The organism is Paenibacillus sp. JZ16, assembly GCF_015326965.1.
Classification (GTDB): Bacteria; Bacillota; Bacilli; order Paenibacillales; family Paenibacillaceae; genus Paenibacillus_AQ.
In genome coordinates this window covers 5,265,844-5,282,860 of sequence record NZ_CP017659.1, presented here as the reverse complement: position 1 = coordinate 5,282,860, position 17,017 = coordinate 5,265,844, and the positions used below count along the sequence as shown (strand labels likewise).

The 17,017-nt window shown below is 52.7% G+C and carries 14 protein-coding genes; 5 read left to right on the top strand and 9 right to left on the bottom strand.

All coding sequences use genetic code 11. The features are described 5' to 3' along the window. Positions 1-1,815, bottom strand: coding sequence for a sensor histidine kinase (locus BJP58_RS23785; protein WP_194540834.1), 1,815 nt, complete (start codon positions 1,813-1,815; stop codon positions 1-3). A 76-nt stretch (positions 1,816-1,891) separates the two neighbouring features. Beyond that, entirely contained in the window at positions 1,892-2,746 is an 855-nt protein-coding gene (locus BJP58_RS23780; protein ID WP_194540833.1) for an AraC family transcriptional regulator, read from the bottom strand. A 126-nt stretch (positions 2,747-2,872) separates the two neighbouring features. Between BJP58_RS23780 and BJP58_RS23775 the strand changes: the two genes are divergently transcribed. The 3 genes from BJP58_RS23775 to BJP58_RS23765 are packed head-to-tail and all read left to right on the top strand — an operon-like array spanning position 2,873 to position 5,614. After that, a complete protein-coding gene (locus BJP58_RS23775) occupies positions 2,873-4,411 on the top strand; it encodes a sulfatase family protein (protein WP_194540832.1) in 1,539 nt (512 codons plus the stop codon). Further along, entirely contained in the window at positions 4,411-5,058 is a 648-nt protein-coding gene (locus tag BJP58_RS23770; RefSeq protein WP_194540831.1) for a chromate transporter, read from the top strand. Before BJP58_RS23775 ends, BJP58_RS23770 begins: the two co-directional genes overlap by 1 nt. 25 nt (positions 5,059-5,083) lie before the next feature. Then, on the top strand, positions 5,084-5,614 hold the full coding sequence (locus BJP58_RS23765) for a chromate transporter (RefSeq protein ID WP_194540830.1): 531 nt from the start codon (positions 5,084-5,086) through the stop codon (positions 5,612-5,614). A gap of 222 nt (positions 5,615-5,836) precedes the next feature. On the opposite strand, the gene BJP58_RS23760 is transcribed toward BJP58_RS23765, so the two are convergent. The 3 genes from BJP58_RS23760 to BJP58_RS23750 all read right to left on the bottom strand — a co-directional run bounded on the left by BJP58_RS23760 (position 5,837) and on the right by BJP58_RS23750 (position 8,510). Beyond that, positions 5,837-6,583: a phytanoyl-CoA dioxygenase family protein gene (locus BJP58_RS23760; RefSeq protein ID WP_194545041.1), complete on the bottom strand. Its 747-nt coding sequence runs from the start codon at positions 6,581-6,583 to the stop codon at positions 5,837-5,839. Positions 6,584-6,661: 78 nt separating this feature from the next. Then, positions 6,662-7,540 carry a helix-turn-helix transcriptional regulator gene (locus tag BJP58_RS23755; protein ID WP_194540829.1) on the bottom strand — a complete coding sequence of 293 codons (879 nt, stop codon included), beginning with the start codon at positions 7,538-7,540 and terminating at the stop codon, positions 6,662-6,664. A gap of 61 nt (positions 7,541-7,601) precedes the next feature. Beyond that, complete coding sequence (locus BJP58_RS23750; protein ID WP_194540828.1) at positions 7,602-8,510, bottom strand: LysR family transcriptional regulator; 909 nt, start codon at positions 8,508-8,510, stop codon at positions 7,602-7,604. A 125-nt stretch (positions 8,511-8,635) separates the two neighbouring features. Between BJP58_RS23750 and BJP58_RS23745 the strand changes: the two genes are divergently transcribed. Both BJP58_RS23745 and BJP58_RS23740 read left to right on the top strand, forming a co-directional pair. Next, positions 8,636-10,111: a carboxylesterase/lipase family protein gene (locus BJP58_RS23745; protein ID WP_194540827.1), complete on the top strand. Its 1,476-nt coding sequence runs from the start codon at positions 8,636-8,638 to the stop codon at positions 10,109-10,111. Then, positions 10,111-10,878 carry a sulfite exporter TauE/SafE family protein gene (locus BJP58_RS23740; protein WP_194540826.1) on the top strand — a complete coding sequence of 256 codons (768 nt, stop codon included), beginning with the start codon at positions 10,111-10,113 and terminating at the stop codon, positions 10,876-10,878. The genes BJP58_RS23745 and BJP58_RS23740 overlap by 1 nt, the downstream gene beginning before the upstream one ends. A 110-nt stretch (positions 10,879-10,988) precedes the next feature. Here BJP58_RS23740 and cydC read toward each other — a convergent pair whose 3' ends face one another. The 4 genes from cydC to BJP58_RS23720 all read right to left on the bottom strand — a co-directional run bounded on the left by cydC (position 10,989) and on the right by BJP58_RS23720 (position 16,967). Beyond that, complete coding sequence (cydC, locus tag BJP58_RS23735) at positions 10,989-12,713, bottom strand: thiol reductant ABC exporter subunit CydC (RefSeq protein ID WP_194540825.1); 1,725 nt, start codon at positions 12,711-12,713, stop codon at positions 10,989-10,991. Continuing rightward, entirely contained in the window at positions 12,710-14,530 is a 1,821-nt protein-coding gene (cydD, locus tag BJP58_RS23730; protein ID WP_194540824.1) for a thiol reductant ABC exporter subunit CydD, read from the bottom strand. Before cydD ends, cydC begins: the two co-directional genes overlap by 4 nt. 65 nt (positions 14,531-14,595) lie before the next feature. Beyond that, entirely contained in the window at positions 14,596-15,612 is a 1,017-nt protein-coding gene (locus BJP58_RS23725) for a cytochrome d ubiquinol oxidase subunit II (protein WP_194540823.1), read from the bottom strand. Then, positions 15,609-16,967, bottom strand: a complete 1,359-nt coding sequence (locus BJP58_RS23720) for a cytochrome ubiquinol oxidase subunit I (RefSeq protein WP_194540822.1) — start codon at positions 16,965-16,967, stop codon at positions 15,609-15,611. Before BJP58_RS23720 ends, BJP58_RS23725 begins: the two co-directional genes overlap by 4 nt. Positions 16,968-17,017: the final 50 nt, after the last annotated feature.

Below are 17,017 nucleotides of genomic sequence, written 5' to 3'. Positions count from 1 at the left end.
TTATATCACCTCTTGTCGGGATTTATCCGCACTGGATTTGTCCGCACTCTCCATTTTTTTCGGCAACCGGACCTCGGCCTTCGTATATAGCCCCGGCTCACTGTACAGCTTGACGCCGTACGAATCGCCGTACATGTGCACGATCCGCTCATGCACACTCCGCACGCCCATACCGCTAAAACGGGAGGTTTCCCCCTTCTTGCCCGTCTCGCCCAGCAGGCGCGCCCTTTGCCCTTCCGTTATGCCCTTGCCATTGTCGATCACTTCAATCTTCAGGTCGCTGCCCTCATCGCATACGCGTATCAGCACGAGCCCTTCCTGCTCCATCGCGCCGATACCATGAATGACGGCATTCTCCACAAGGGGCTGCAGCATCAGCTTCAGCACCCGGCATTCCAGCAAAGCATCGTCCTCAACCTGGGTGACCATCCGGATCGGCTCCATATACCTGTACTTCACGATCGAGATATAGCGTTCAACATAATCCAGTTCCTCCCTCACCGTCAGATATTCGCTCGAATTGCCCAGAACGCCGCGCATGAGCTCAATCAGCGATCCGGACACCTCTTCGATATTCGGCACGCCGTTCATCTTGGCCAAATACTTGATGGTGTTAAGCGAGTTGTATAAAAAATGCGGATGAATTTGCGCCTGTAGCGCCGTCAATTCGGCCTCCCGCTTCTCCTTCTCGCTGACCCGAATCCCTTCGAGCAGTCGCTTCAATTCCTCCACCATACTGACAAAGACGCGGTATAGCTGCCCGGTCTCGTCCTCGCTGGTTATATCCTTTCTCGGAAACGTCAGATTCCCTTCCTTCACAAACATCATTAAGGATTTCAACCTCCGAATGTTGAGGGTAATTCGGGAAGATACCTGCAGCGAACCGATCAAGACTACGATAAAGACGATAACCGATACCTCCGCCAACAGTTTACGGAGCTTTGTTGATTCACTAAGCAGCGAATCCATCGGTATCAAAGCCAAGGTAGTCCAGCCCGTATAACCGGATTGGCGGCTGACTACGATATAGTCCCTGCCGTCAATGGCTTGCTTGATGGCGTCCCCATCCCCTGCGAGTTCCCCATGAATGTTGAGGATCTTCTCGAACGAAGGGGCAAAGGACGGTGCCGATTCAGCCTCATAGACAAACCCGCCCTGCTTGTCCAGCACGTAGATCATGCTATCGGTGGTCGGCTTCACGCCGTATGTTTTTTGGATGAAATCATAATTCAAATCCACCATGACAACCCCGATCGGTTCACGGTTATATCGAATCTCCCGCCCGACCGTGATGGCATCGGACACCCCGGTCTGCTTGAAGTACGCGTGACGCGATCCATTCTGGAGCATATAATCCATCATTCCGGTCCCCAAGACCGTCTTATCCAGCCACGGACCGCCTGAGAAAAACACCTTGCCGTTTAAACCGACTACGGCAATCCGAGAAATGTAAGGCTTGTAATCGATCAGAACGGATAGAAACTCATCGATCCGTTTCTGCTCTTGAAACCATTCATAACTAATTTCTTCATGAGGGCTCAGCAGGGTGTCGATCACCGTGTTTTTGTTGGTCACCACGACGGTGTTCAGCCTGTCGATCTCTTCCAGCATCATATTCAGCGATTCATCCGCCTGCCTGATGCTGTCCGAAACCGAGGTGATCGCATTCTGCATGATCGTCTCGCGCATGCTCATATACACGATGACCGTAATGGAGACGATGGACACAAGCGTTACCGCACTGAACGCAATAAAGATTTTCCCCTGAATACTTCGCCTCGGTGATATCCACCTTTGAATCGTAGAAAATTTCATGGCGCGTGTCTCCTTTTTCCAGATCAGAAGAACCAGATCGTAAACGTTTACAAAAACGCAAATACCGTCCGTACGGTCAGCATCGAGCTCCGCGCATGGTTATGGGAGGCACCTTATAATAGATCTTGAAAGCCCTGGTGAACGAATATAAATTCGGATAGCCGAGAGACAAGGCAATCTCGGTAATTGTTGCGTCCGTTTCTTGTAACAACCGTTTCGCCTTTTCCATTCGAATGCGCTGAAGGTATTTTAACGGCGGCATCCCTACCTGATGGGTGAACATGTTGGAGAAGTATGACCGATGCACCCCCGCGAATTCGGCAACCTGCTGTACGGAAATCCCCTCGGTGGCATGCAGCTCCATATAATCCAAACACTCGTGAATCCATCCCGCAAGTTCCGTCGGCTGCGCGGAGGCCATATCCGGGACCATGCCGGCGAGCAGTCCATAAATCAAGCCGTGCAGCTCCAGCGATACCGCCGGTTTCCAGCGCTCGACTCCGGCCAGGGCATCAATCACGCGTTCGGAGGATTCCTTGACCTTAGAGGATATCATTTGTTTGCCGAACGGGTTGTCCGGACATAAGCCAGCCAGCTCCAGCAATGGCTTGACCCTGTTCCCGTCCACTGCCAACCAGCTCATCTGAAGCGAGGTATCCGCAGGCAGCATGTGATAATAATAGGTCCGGCCCGGAAACAGGCAGAACAGATCATTCTTCTGCAGGTCCACTCGTTTGTCATCGAACTCCAGCCTTACCATGCCTTCATGTACAAAATGCAGGCTGTAACACTCGATTCGTTTCGGTCCGACCCTGTAATTGGGCTTGGCTATGCTTCGTCCCGCCCGAACAGGCCAGATCTGTTCCTCTTTATCCAGATATCCAGGCGTGTAATAGATGAACTCCGCATACTCATATTCGTATTCCTGCATAAAAGGCTCCCTCCTCTTTTCTTCATTTTTTCCATCAAGAATAACAAAATGACAACAAAAATATAACACCCCGCTATTTTTATAACCTGATATTTTCAATATCATCATACTAGGAGGCGATTACACTTGTCGAGAAGACCTAACATTTTGCTAATCACAAGCGATCAGCAGCATTGGAATACAATCGGAGCATTTCAGCCTGAAATCTCAACGCCCAACCTGGACCGCCTTGCGCGTCAAGGAACGACGTTCGATCGGGCGTATTGCCCCAATCCCACCTGCACGCCGAGCCGGGCATCCATCATTACAGGGCAGTACCCGAGTCAGCATGGAGCATGGACCCTGGGGACAAAGCTGCTGGAAGACCGCCATACCGTGGGAGAGAGCTTCCAAGACGCAGGCTATCGAACCGCACTGGTGGGAAAAGCGCACTTCCAGCCGTTAAAATCCACGGAAGATTACCCATCCGTAGAGGCCTACCCGATTCTTCAGGATTTGGAGTATTGGCGGAATTTTAACGGACCTTTTTATGGATTCGATCACGTCGAGCTGGCCCGAAACCATACGAATGAGGCCCATGTCGGACAACATTATGCCCTATGGCTGGAGGAGCAAGGATGTGCCAATTGGCGGGAGTACTTCCTGCCCCCTACGGGAACTATGGACCCTACCCAAACGTACACATGGCCCATACCGGAACAATACCACTACAATACCTGGATCGCCGAGCGAACCACCTCTCTGTTGGAGCAATATAAAAAGGGGGATGACCCCTTCTTTATGTGGGCGAGCTTCTTCGACCCGCACCCGGAATACCTGGTGCCGGAACCATGGGATTCGATGTATGATCCGGAAAAACTCACGATCCCATCCTTAACGCCTGGTGAGCATGACCGCAATCCGCCGCACTTCCGCTTGACGCAGGAAGAAAATCCGGATTTTTCGCATCTCGCTGAAACCGGGTTCGGCATTCACGGCTACCGTTCCCATCATTATTACGAATACGGCTCGAAATCCAGATTAACGGAGTATGACAAGAAGAAGCTGGTCGCCGTGTATTATGGCATGATCAGCATGATGGATAAATATATCGGCAGCATTCTCGATAAACTGGATGAACTGGGGCTATCCGAGGATACGATCGTTGTTTTCACCACCGATCACGGACATTTCTTCGGCCAGCACGGCCTTCAAGCCAAGGGCGGGTTCCATTACGAGGATTTAATCAAGCTTCCATTCATTGCACGATATCCAGGGCGGGTGCCTGCCGGAAAAAGGACAGATGCGATGCAGTCCCTGGTCGACCTGGCCCCTACCTTCTTATCCTTCTGCAGTATACCGATACCGCCAGCGATGACGGGCATCGACCAAAAGGATGTGTGGCTCGGTAACGCGGACACAGCGCGGCAGCATGCTCTCTGCGAATTCCGGCACGAGCCTTCGACGATTCATCAAAAAACGTACATCGAGCAGCGCTATAAGATCACCGTTTATTACAATCAAACCTACGGCGAGCTCTTTGACCTAGAAGCGGATCCCGGCGAGCTGCGCAATTTATGGGATGAACCGGGGTACGAGCAGCTAAAGGCGGAGCTTCTGCTCAAATACATCTGGGCCGAGCTTGGCAAGGAGCCGATGCCGATGCCGAGAATTCATCACGCCTGATGAAAAGAACAAACGCATATTTTAGCAGTCTGAAAAAAAAATTGACGCTGCTAGCCCGGCTATTTTGGACCTTCTGCTGCATCGGCCCCTCCACCTTCGGAGGCGGGTATGCAATGCTGCCTATTATTGAGCGCGAAGTGGTGAGCAAGAAAAAGTGGGTAAACGAGGAGGAAATCGGTGAGCTTATCTCGCTTGCCGGTTCCGCTCCCGGCGGCGTCGGCGTGAATGCGGCCGCGATGATCGGCCACCGGCAAGCCGGTATTGCCGGGGCTGTTTCGGCTGTGCTTGGCGTGACATGCCCCACGTTTTTGATCGTGATTCTGATCAGCGTAGGCGCCGTTTTTTTTCGGGATCAACCCAAGGTTGAAGCCGCTTTAAAGGGGATGCATGGCGCCGTTATTGCGTTAATCGCCGTCGCTGCTTACCGGATGGCCAAACATGCCGTCTTCGATGCGACAACAACGATAACCGCGCTTGCCACCGTATCGGTGATGCTGTTTACAGGCGTGCACCCTCTCTATCTCATTGCTCTAAGCTTACTATGCGGAATGGCCGTCATTCCGATCAAAAAACGGCTGGGCTTTCAAGCGAATACGGAGAAGAAGGCTGCGCCCAACAGCCGCCCGGAATTGGAATATTACATTTGAGAGAGACGAATCGGGGCGATAGGAAATGTATTGGGACTTGTTCATAATGTTCATAAGTGTAGGCCTTGTGTCCTTTGGCGGCGGTTATGCGGTAATCCCGGTCATTCAGAAGGAGGTAACGGAAAAAGGGCTGCTGACTGCCGCAGAATTCCAGCAAACCGTGGCGCTGGCCGGCATGGCGCCCGGTTCGATCGCCACCAATGCCGCTACGCTGATTGGCTATCAGTCCGCCGGCTATATCGGAGCCGCCGTCTCCACCGCGGGCATCATCCTGCCGTCGCTGGTCGTCATCGTGCTGCTCTCCGCCCTCTTCTACCGCATGCGGAGCAATCCATGGGTCCAATCTTCTCTATACGGTCTGCGTCCCGTAACGACAGGACTCATTGTATATGCAGCTATTCACTTTGGGTATCCCGATGAGGGGGAAGGGCTCCTACAGGGCCTGATTCCTACGCTGCTAATTTGCGGCGCCTGTTTATTTCTCTTGCTGAAATACAAACTCCACCCCCTGTTGATTCTCCTCATGGCCGGTGCTGCAGGTATTGTTTTATTCTAATAAGTTGGATGGCTGTCGGCCGTGTGTGATGGATTGGACAAGATTGGCTTTCCAAAGCACGAATAACAAGCCGGAACCTTCATGATCCGGCTTGTTATCGTTTCTTTTTCTATGTGTCATCCGTCCCGAAATCCGCTTGGCCATCCACTCGTTTAACCTGGGCACTATGGGACACATTCAGTTTCGAATCAAAATCGGCAGCCCGGGGTATCCCCATCCAGGTTATTCGTTGACGAATTTCGTTCCGGCTATGTTCTTACCGCGGGCCAGCCACACCTTAAAGCCAGGATTCTTATCCGGATAGACCAGCGCTTCCGTCGAGAAATACCGCATGGTGTACCCGCAGCGACGGTACGGGCTTGTATTCGGCTCCGCGCCATGAATGATCCGCGAATCGTGAAGCGAGCACTCTCCCGCTTCCAACTCAAAGTAAACCGCTTGAGACTCATCGATGGAACCGCTCTTGATTTGGGTGTCAAACAAATTGCTCGCCCGGTCCACTTCCTCATAATCCGAGAAACCACTATCGTGCGTACCCGGAATGACACGCATGCATCCGTTTTCCTTCCAGCTGCGGTCAATCGCCAGCCATACGGTGATAATCTTGTCGAAGCTGCTTAATCTGCCGTTCCAGTAGGCCGAATCTTCATGCCATGGCGTTGCACGTCCCACATGCGGATCTTTACAGATAAAGTGGCTGGACCACAACCCGATATTCGGGCCGATGATGGGTTCCACCAGATCCAGTACCTCATCGGATAACAGAAAGTCGAGCAGCCTTTCGTCACGGAAATGCGGCGTATCCAGCTCGTCAGATAATTTGCTGCCCTTCTCCTCCAGTTGCTCTTCAAAGATGGATGTCAGAACCTGCATTTTTTCGGTACTAAAGAGCGGCTTCTTGTACAGGTAGTACCCATGTTCCTTATAAAACTCAACCTCCTGCTTCGAAAGAGCTTGCGTTGTCATCATCATAACCTCCAGTCAAGTAAGGATTTCGTTAACTGTGGTCATTATATCCCGGAGGGTCAGGGCCATACTGCGCATTCGTTAGGATAAATGCTGCATATCTTCGGCTTTCTCTGCCTTGTTGCGGTACTGGCGGGGGGACATTCCCTTTCGCTGACGAAACACCCTTTCAAAATGCCCCAATGTATTAAAGCCGGAAGCGTAACAAATCTCGGTAACGGGCAGCGAGGATGCCTGAAGCAGCGATTCGGCGAAATGCATTCTGACGTTTTGCAGATAACGTTGAAAAGACTGCCCCACGGATTTGGAGAAGCACTCGCTGAAATAAGTAGCCGAGTATTGGGCCTGGCTAGCTGCATCTTCCAATCTCAAATCCTCACGGAAATGATGATGAATATAGATTAGGGCTTTTTGCAGGTTTAAGTTGAGCTGCCGATCTCTCGTCCCGTTCGCGGGCAGGAGCCGATTTGCGGCGCTGCCACGATACAGATCCACCAACAGCCGCTGAAGCGTAGCCCGGATCGCGATCTCGCTGCCTTCCCGCCAGACTCCGTTCTCCTCCTTCATCCGTTCATAGTCGGCGAACACCACCGGGAGCCGCTTCTCCTCAAGCTGTGCTTGCAGCAGAAGTTTCCCGCCGAATAACCAATGGTAGACGTTATCATCCATCATAGCTTCGGTGAAAATGAGATTATATATTTCAAGTGGTTCCTCTTCCAAGGAAACCAGCTCATGAAAATCGGCAGGCGTCAGCAAGAAGATGGTCCCCGAAGAGAGCGGATACGAGGAACCGTTGAGCCTGTGCTCGCCTTTTCCGGAAACCACATAACTCAGCTCGTAAAATTCATGCCAGTGCAGCTGGATTCTCCCCGGATGAACGCCGTGAAATACTTGAACAGGCGCGTGGGGCTGTAATCGGTACTCTTCATTGGTTAGCCTGGGAGGCTGCTTGGTTTCCACTTGAGACGCTCCTTTTCGCTTTCGAAATCACATTAACTTCCTCATTGATAAGCCGAACAAGCTAGAATCCGCTCCGAGCGATGTCCTGCCGGTGCGATTCGGCCAGCCGAGCAAAGTACCGAATGGCAAAATCCCGAAACAGCACCGCCGTATGCATGAGGTATCGGTCCTTGGGCCAAGACAAGGAGATGGAGCGTTTGCACCAGCTTTCTTCGAGCCGGAGCTGGACGACATCAGGTCCGGTTGACCCGCCCCATGTCACCACCGGCAGGAAGGCGACGCCCTGACCGGCTCGAATGAGACCGCGGACGGTGGCGGGATCATCGCTCTCGAATCGGATGCGGGGAGTAAACCCGGCAAGACGGCAGAACGCATCGGTTGTTTCCCGCAGCGATTTACCCGGAGGCAGGGTAATGAAGCTCTCATCCTTGAGCTCCTGCAAGCTTACACGGTCTCGATCCGCGAGCGGGTGCTCGGCGGGAACGGCAACCACGATCTCCTCTTCGAGCAAGCAGACCGACGCTGTTCCCTTTGGTGGTGCTGCGCCATCGGATAGGCACAGATCGAAGCTCGGCATATCTTCGAATGACGAAACATGCTGCTGCAATTGAAACTCTGCATGCGGCCATTCTTTGCGAAAATCGGCCAGTAGATCCGGCAGTAAATGTGAGGAGACGCGAACATCAAGCGTGATAACGGCGGAGACGCAGCCATTAGCATCCTGCAGCTGCAGCTTTCCGTCTTCCAGTGCTTGCAGCGCGATATCCACTTGGCGAAGAAACAGCTTGCCGTGCTCGTTCAGCCGTATCGTTTTATGCTCCCGTTCGAACAGCTTGGTTCCCAGCTCGGCTTCAAGCGACGCGATCATTTTGCTTAATGCCGGCTGCGATATATGCAGGCTATGGGCTGCCTTTGTCATATGCTGCATTCGGGCGGCAGTCTGAAAATATTTTAATTGCAACAGTTCCATACTGATCCCCACTTTCTACAATACATAACTCCCAAGTTATAATTAATATATTCAAATATATATTAGGGCTCATCAAACAAACAAGATATAATAATCTCATCTTGTAAGGATAGGAGACGATCGACTTGATCGTACAGACATTATCAGGAACAGTTGAAGGCGAAAATTCAAACGGTGCGTATGTATTCCGGGGCATCCCCTATGCGGCCCCGCCAGTCGGCAAGCGCAGATTCAAGCCTCCGGTCCCTCCGCAACCCTGGCCGGGCGTGAGGCCGTGCAAGCCATTCGGACCTATCGCACCGCAGAAGCATAATCCGCAAAGCGGCATGCCGAAGCTTGTACAGTCCGAAGATTGCCTAAACTTGAATGTGTGGACACCAGGCGCAGGCGATAAGTTAAAGCCTGTCATGGTCTATATCCATGGCGGGGGATTCATATCGGGCAATGGAGCGGAGTGCGACGGATTTCGCTATGCAGCCGAGGATGGAATCGTCTACGTATCGATCAATTATCGGCTCGGCGCATTAGGTTTCTTGTATTTGGGAGACCTGCTGGGCAAAGAATATGCAACCTCCGGTAACAATGGCATGCTGGATATTGCGGCCGCCCTCCAATGGGTTCAGTTGAATATTACCGCTTTCGGCGGCGACCCGTCGCGCGTAACCGTCATCGGCAATTCTGCCGGGGCCAAATGCACGGCCGCACTTTACGTGATGGAAGCGGCACAGGGCTTATTTCAACGGGCTATAGCCCAAAGCGGCGCAACGCAGTCGATACGGGATTGCCAAACCGCCAATGTCACGACTCTCCGGCTGCTAGAAGAGCTGGGGTTATCGCAAGCGCAGGCGCATCAGCTGCTTGAACTTCCTGCGGAGAGAATCATCGAAGCGCAGTCAACGATCGGCTCCAATACCTCGCGCAGCCTGCATATGTTCGGCCCGGTATCCGATGGCCATGTTATCCCCGTTGATCCCCTGGGGAGCCTAACCGGCAGCATCGGTCTGCCGCCGCTGCTGATCGGCACGAATGAGGATGAAGCAGCCATCTTCATTCAGGATGATCCCGTGCTTCAATCACCGGCCTTCGAGACGCTTGAACGATTCTTCGGAGCGAATGCAGCTGTCGCGTGGGATGCTTATGGTCGCTATAACCAATCGATGTCATCGAGTGATGCCTGGAACAAAACGTTAACCGAGCATCTATATACGATTGGAGCGATGCAGTTCGCAGAAGCCGTGGCATCGTCCGGAACATCGGTATGGATGTATCGGCTTCAATGCGGCGGCACGCTCGGCGCGATACACGGTTATGAAGGCAGTCTCATCCATGCTCAGTTAATCCGCAATCCCATGTCCGAAATGTCCAGCAATGAGGATCCATATGCTGTAGCAGCTGAGAGTTATGCACTGGCAACCGCCATGCGGGAAGCATGGGTTGCATTTATACAAAGCGGAGATCCGAATATCCATGCGCTGCCGGCTTGGCCCGTCTATGGAAGCGGACACGCCACCATGGTTCTGGACAAGATTAGCTGCGTTCGCGATGACCTGCCGGTTCCGGCCGGGATCGGCGTTCCTCATCAGGTTTGGAGGATGGTCTGATGCAGTTGGTCGATATCGCCCTCGTTATGGTGCTGCTCGGACTCCTTCTCGGTTTTGTGGGTGCAGGCGGCTCAGGTTTCATTATATCCATCCTAACCGTCGTATTCGGTTATCCCATTCATACCGCGCTGGGTACCGCACTGGCGGCGATGTTCTTCTCGTCGCTTTCCGGTTCTGTCAGCCATTACCGGGAAGGGAACATGGCACTGAAGACAGGGGGCGTCGTCGGCTTGGCCGGTGCGGCAGGGGCATGGGTCAGCTCGGGCTGGTCCTCGCTTATTCCCGAGGATAAGCTGGGCTTCATGACATCCGGTATGCTGTTCGCCTCTGGACTAGCCTTATGGTTCAGGATGCTGTACGTTTCACGTCGATCGAAGACTTCCGGGGACTCTGTGACACCCGGCATCCATGACTTCCGATACTGGCTGCAGGCACTGCTAATCGGACTCATAACCGGCGCCTTATCGGGGCTGTTCGGAATCGGCTCCACCCCGTTCATCCAGTTAGGGCTTATGCTGATTCTCGGCATGTCGATGCGTGTTGCCGCCGGCACGACCATGCTGGTCATTATGCCAATCGCACTGGCAGGAGGAGCCGGGTACTTCTCGATCGGGTACCTGGATGTTCAACTGCTCGCCGCTGTTGTGATCGGTACGATGTCCGGCTCGTATGTGGGGGCAAAGTTTACGAAGCGGGTACCCGTTGTCTGGCTGAAAACCTGCATGGTCCTCACCCCCATGATCGGTGCCGCCATTCTATTGCTGTAGAGTTTGCCCAACTCGTCAGGGAGTTGAATGAGCAAACATGATCTCTAAGTGAATTGCTGCGCAATCTCCCAGTCATGACCTGACGAGCGTTTCCAGCGAACACATTCGTTTTATCCGTCTTCGCCGATCATTTGCAGCTCAATTTGTTTCATTTCATAAAAATATCCCTGCTGCTCCATCAGCTCTGAATACGTGCCCGCTTCAATAACCCTGCCTTGGTCCATGACCAGAATCCGGTCCATCTCTTCCAAGCCGGTCAGCCGATGGCAAATCAGAACAAGCGTATCGTTAGCCGCTTGCGCCAGCAGATGCCGAAAAACACGCTGCTCCGTAACGTAATCCAGTGAAGACGTCGGTTCGTCCAGCAGCCATAACCGTCCTTCTCGTAGCATCGCCCGGGCCAAGGCTAAGCGCTGCTTCTCTCCCTCCGATAAGTTCTCCCCCTTTTCATACATCCTATCGTCCAGGGACTTATTCGGCAGCTGCACTTTATCCAGTATATCCGACAACGCTTGATCGGAATGATGTTCCTCGTTCAGCAGCAGGTTGTCCCGAATGGTGCCCCGAAAGAAATGACTGTGCTGCAGCACAACCTTTGAGGCTTGCCAAATGCTCGCTTCATCCAGTTCCATAACCGAAGTATCATTTAAACGAATCTGACCGTCTGTCGGCGTGCGCAGCTTGAGCAGCAATTCGATGAGGGTGGTTTTCCCTGATCCGCTCGGACCGACAATGGCCGTTTTAGATCCCGGTGGTAAGTAGAGGGTTATGTCTTTCAGCGCTGGGCGCCATTCATCTTCATATTGAAAGGAAACACCGCTCAGCTCAATGGAAACGGCTTTCTCGATAGGCAGGACACCGCTTGGCTGCGGCGGCTGCTTATCTAGGGCGTGAACCGTTTCCGCAAGCCGAGCTGCCGCATGTTCGCTATCCAGCTTATAAGCAGGCAGTGTGGCCATTGGCGCAGCTTCTTCAAACACCGTAAGCGAAGCCATGACCAGCATGGCTAGAAATACGCCGGCAAGCGAGCCATCCATTATTAAGTAGGCGCCAAGAATCAGCACGCCCCATGAAATCAGATACGTTACAAAAACATGCAGCGATTGCCCGCGCAGCAAATGCCGGGCTGCCGCTTGCTGTTCCGCTGCCAATGCGGCGGAGGTACGCTGCAGCTGCCGCTCCCGCTTTTTCATTTGTCCGTATACTTTCAAATCCCGGAACCCGTATAGCAGCTCGGTCACTTCTGTGGAAAGCGCCGCTCGTTCTTGGCGCACGCGGCCATGTATCCTTCTCTGTCCAAGGAGAACAAGTCCTGGAACCACAAAAGCCGTTGCCAGCATCCCCAGCACAAATAAACAAGCAATCCAGAATGAAAAGGCGGAAGTAAACAAAACCGTAGCCAGAAACACCATAACAACAATGACAGGCGGATAGGCGACGCGCAAAAAGTAATGCTGTAAACTCTCCACATCCCCAACGATCCGTGCGAGCAGCTCTCCGCTCCGCTTTTTACCCAATATCCCCGGCGTCAAAGGAACCAGCTTGGCAAAAAAGGATGTCCGCAAACGGCTGAGCAGAGAGAATGTCGCCCGATGGGAATACAAGCGTTCCGCGTAGCGGCTTGCCGCCCGCAGCAGACCCAGTATTTTTACCAGGGACGTCAGCACAATCAAGGTATAAAGCGGCGGAGCAAATACAGTCTGGGAGATCACATACCCGCTTGCGGCAAAAAGGCATACACCTGCAATGCCGGCAACGAATCCTCCGAGGATGGCGATGGCAATATCCTTCCGTTCCTGAATCATCGCCTTGGTTAAAATAGCCAGCTCATTCATGCGAGTCCCCCTTTCCGCTGCGCATCCACCAGGTCAGCATATTGGGGCAGACGCGCTAGCAGCTCATCGTGGCGCCCGCTGTCCAGCAGCGCTCCGTTGTCCATAAACAATATCCGGTCGGCATGCCGTATCGTGTACAAGCGGTGCGCCACAGTAATCATGGTCGCCTTGCTTGCAAGCTCGGCAATGGACCGCTGCAGAACACGTTCGGTGTGCAGGTCCAATCCGACGGTGGGCTCATCAAACAATATAACAGAAGGCCGCTTCAAAAAAGCACGGGCCAGCGCCAGCCTTTGCTTCTCTCCGCCTGACAATCCCCGGCCTCCTTCGCCGACAAAGGTGTCATAGCCCTGCTCCAACGCGGCTGCAACCGCAGCAAGTCCGGCGGCCTCCGCCGCCTGCACGACTTCTTCCCTGGTGACGTCCCTGCCCGCGCCAATCGCAATATTGTCGGCAAACGTGCCGGCAAAAATATACGGATGCTGGGTAATGTAGCTGACATGTTCAAACCATGAAGCCTCATCGTAATGCGCAAGCGGACGTCCGTTCACCAGCACTTCTCCCGACGTTGGCGCAAGCAGCCCTGCAATGAGATGCAGCAAAGTGGTTTTGCCGGATCCGCTTTTACCGACGATGGCGATTTGCTCCCCTGGCCCAAACGACATGGAGCCGGCAGCAAGCTCGAACGAATCCGTCCCATACCGAAACCGGACATCCCTCAGTTCGATGGTCGGCGGCATCCGAATCAAACCTAAATCGGCTGTCCCAGACTTATCCGTCATATCCATCGGATCGACCTGGTGTGTTTTGTCCTTTTTCCCGGCCTCCTCTTTCCGATCTGTCACTGCTCCTGCTTCCCTTGTTTCCGTAAGCATCTCCTCTACTTTTCGGACAGCCCCCATGCTGGTACGACCGCTGTGAAAGGCAGTTCCGGTGTTTTTTAACAGGCTGTAAAACTCGGGCACCAGCAGCAGAATCAAAAAGGCGGTGTGGAAGGAAAGCGACTTGAAAACCAGCAGCTGCAGCGCCAGCTCAAGCGCGACAACGCCAATGCTAAGCATGACGATGGATTCCAGCATGAAGGTGTTGGTAAACGCAATCCGTAAAATGCCCATCGTTGCATCCCGGTAGCCAAGGCTGCTGCGTTCAATCTCCTGCTGCTGATGATTCGTCCGTCCAAACAGCTTGAGCGAAACCAGCCCTTGAAGAGAGTCGAGAAACGTACCGGAAAACTCGGCCAGCTGTGCGAATTTCTCCTCTGATTTGTTTTTCGTTTTCAGACCCACAAGCACCATAAATAACGGGATAAAGGGAGCGGTAACCAGCATAATCAAGCCGGAATTCATATGCTCCGTAAAAACAATGACCAGAATCAGGACAGGAATGATGGCGGCTTCTATCATACGCGGCATATATTGGCTGAAATAACTGTCCGCCTCGTCCACGGCATCCAGTGCTACACTGACTTTTCCGCCCGTTTGTCCACGAAGCGTTGAAGCTACGGAAGCGTTAGCCAGCTTTTGCAGCACCGCTGCTCGCATCTCCGTCTTAGCGCTGGCAGCCATGTGCAAGCCGATGATCCCGTTTCCATAAGACAGCAGCGTCCGCGCAGCCATCACGGCCAGCAATGCGCCAAGTATGGCAGCTACCGACGAAAAGGAAGCCCGCTGCACAAAAATCCGCTGAACCGCTTCGGCGAGCAGTGCGGCCTGGCCTGTCATGGCAGCACCGAGCGCAAGCGACATGAACCCCAAGAGTATCAACCGTTTCCTTTGTGCAGACATTTGCTGGGACAGCAGACTGGTTTTCCCCTTCAAATAAACTCCCCTCCTTTATACTAAACCGATGCAAGTACCCTTACATGAAGATACCCAAGCCCCGATTATTTTTTGCCTTTTACATAATCCGCATCAAACAGAAAGAGCTTGAAGACTAGTATAAGGGACGGAATCAGCAGGCATAGGCCGCCGATAAAGGCTGCCACAAGCGCAGCGCCCATCGACTCATGCGTGGCCCCGCTCTGAATGGTAATGTACGGATCCAGAATATAAGGATACTGCCCGATGCCGTATGCAAAAAATGCACAGAAGAATTGCAGCATGACACAAATAAAAGCCAGTCCGTAGCGGCGTCCTTTGTACAGCAGCCATATGGCTGCCATGAAAAAACCGACGGAAAGCGCCAGCAGCCACCATAAATCCATCATGTTTTGAAAATGCCGCTCATTATGCTGACTGAGGAAAATAAATGCCGTGAGCGCGGCAATAATGGTTGGCGTACTCCAAAACAGGGCATATGTGCGCACCAGCTTTAGCGCTGGCTGATCGTCCGCCCGTGAGGCGTAAAAGGCCAGGAACGATCCGCTTATGAACAGCACCGATACGATGGCCAATGCAACGATGCTCCACGACAACGGACTGGTTATGAGCGTCCAATATTCCAAAGAAACAGCCCCGCCTCTATCCACAATAAAACCGCCTTCGGATAGCGTTAATGCGACCGACAAGGAAGCCGGAATCAGCAAACCTGTGGCCCCGTATAAAAACAGATACACGATGTTTTCTTTGGAGCCGTAATTTTCAAACGCATAAAAGGAGCCGCGGATTGCCAGCAGAATAATGGCGATGCTTCCCGGTATAAGCAGCGCAGAGCCATAATAATAGGCCGTGTCCGGGAAAAACCCGACGATGCCGATAAAGAAAAAGACAAAAAACACATTGGTAATTTCCCAGACCGGCGATAAATAACGGGATATCAATCGATTGATCAGGTGGTCCTGCTTCGTCAAACGGGCATAGAAGGCAAAAAAACCAGCGCCGAAATCAATGGAGGCTATAATTAAATAGCCGTATAAAAACAGCCAAAGGACGGAGATGCCTATCAACTCGTAATCGATCATACCGGCTCACCCTTTCCCGTGGAGTGTTTCTCTTTCACAATCTCGTCCAGCTCGGCTTCCGCCGGTTTATTACGGAACAACCGTCTCAGTACAAAGACACACATGGTCCCCAGCACAATATACAGCAGCAGGAAGAGGAAAAAGAGAATTCTCACATTCGGTGAAGTCGTAGCTGCCTCCTCTACGCGCATATATCCGCGGATTATCCACGGCTGCCGCCCGAGCTCCGCATAGAACCAGCCCATTTCAACGCCCAAAAATGCAAGGGGTGCACTAAAAACAATGACCCGAAGCAGCCACTTGTTGAGCTCATTGCGTCTCTTCCAGAACAAAAACAGGAAATACAGGAACGCAACGGCCAACAGAACAAAACCGATCCCGGCCATGAAATCAAACAAATAGTGGACAAGCAGCGGCGGTCTTTCATCCAGCGGAAACTCCTCCAGCCCTTTTACCTCGGCATCAAAGTCTCCAAAGGCCAGGAAGCTGAGCGCTTTCGGAATATGAATGGCTCCCATGACCTTCTGCTCCGCATTAAGCCAGCCCAATAATATCAGATCTGCACCGCTTTCCGTTTCAAAATGCCATTCTGCGGCGGCCAGCTTCTCCGGCTGATGTTCTGCCAGAAACTTGGCCGACATATCCCCGGCTAAGGTTGTCAGCACGCTGAACACCAGAACAACCCCCATCATAAGTTTCAATGCTTTTTTGTAATATGCCGAGGCCCCTTTTCTCAGAATAACGTAGGCTGCGATACCCGCCAGCAGGGCAGCGCCCGTTAAATAGGCCGAGGTTAGTACATGGAATACTTTTGAAGGCGTCGCCGTATTCATCATCGCTTGCAGCGGGTTAACCGCCGTAAAGTGGCCTGCCTCCATGACAAAGCCTCCAGGCTGATTCATGAATCCGTTCACCGTCGTAATAAAAATTGCGGACATGCCTGCCCCGGCAACAATCGGAATCGTCAGCAGCCAATGCGCATACGGATTGCGGAACCGATCCCAGGTGTACATATAAATCCCCAGGAATATGGCTTCAAAAAAGAATGCAAAAACCTCCATAAATAACGGAAGCGCGATGACATTCCCCGCCACTTGCATAAAGTTCGGCCATACAAGCGCAAGCAGCAGGGAAATCGCTGTTCCAGTCACTACACCAACCGCCACCGAAATCACGAATCCTCGTGTCCACCTTTTGGCCATGAGCATGTAATGAGGATCCTTCTTACGTATACCAACGAACTCCGCAATGGCAATCATTAACGGAACACCGACGCCGACCGTGGCAAAAATGACATGAAACGCCAAGGTTAGCCCCGTCAGCCATTTGCTCCACAGCACCGTATCTATAACCACGAGATCCTGCCTCCTTTTAAACCCTGTTCATTCGTTTGTCGGGATTAACC

Excerpts from the sequence above, each read along its gene's own strand:
- BJP58_RS23740 (WP_194540826.1), top strand. The coding sequence starts at position 10,111 with ATGCAGTTGGTCGATATCGCCCTCGTTATGGTGCTGCTCGGACTCCTT.
- cydC (WP_194540825.1), bottom strand. The coding sequence starts at position 12,713 with ATGAATGAGCTGGCTATTTTAACCAAGGCGATGATTCAGGAACGGAAG.
- BJP58_RS23770 (WP_194540831.1), top strand. The coding sequence starts at position 4,411 with ATGAAAAGAACAAACGCATATTTTAGCAGTCTGAAAAAAAAATTGACG.
- BJP58_RS23760 (WP_194545041.1), bottom strand. The coding sequence starts at position 6,583 with ATGATGACAACGCAAGCTCTTTCGAAGCAGGAGGTTGAGTTTTATAAG.
- BJP58_RS23785 (WP_194540834.1), bottom strand. The coding sequence starts at position 1,815 with ATGAAATTTTCTACGATTCAAAGGTGGATATCACCGAGGCGAAGTATT.
- BJP58_RS23725 (WP_194540823.1), bottom strand. The coding sequence starts at position 15,612 with ATGATCGATTACGAGTTGATAGGCATCTCCGTCCTTTGGCTGTTTTTA.
- BJP58_RS23780 (WP_194540833.1), bottom strand. The coding sequence starts at position 2,746 with ATGCAGGAATACGAATATGAGTATGCGGAGTTCATCTATTACACGCCT.
- BJP58_RS23765 (WP_194540830.1), top strand. The coding sequence starts at position 5,084 with ATGTATTGGGACTTGTTCATAATGTTCATAAGTGTAGGCCTTGTGTCC.
- BJP58_RS23750 (WP_194540828.1), bottom strand. The coding sequence starts at position 8,510 with ATGGAACTGTTGCAATTAAAATATTTTCAGACTGCCGCCCGAATGCAG.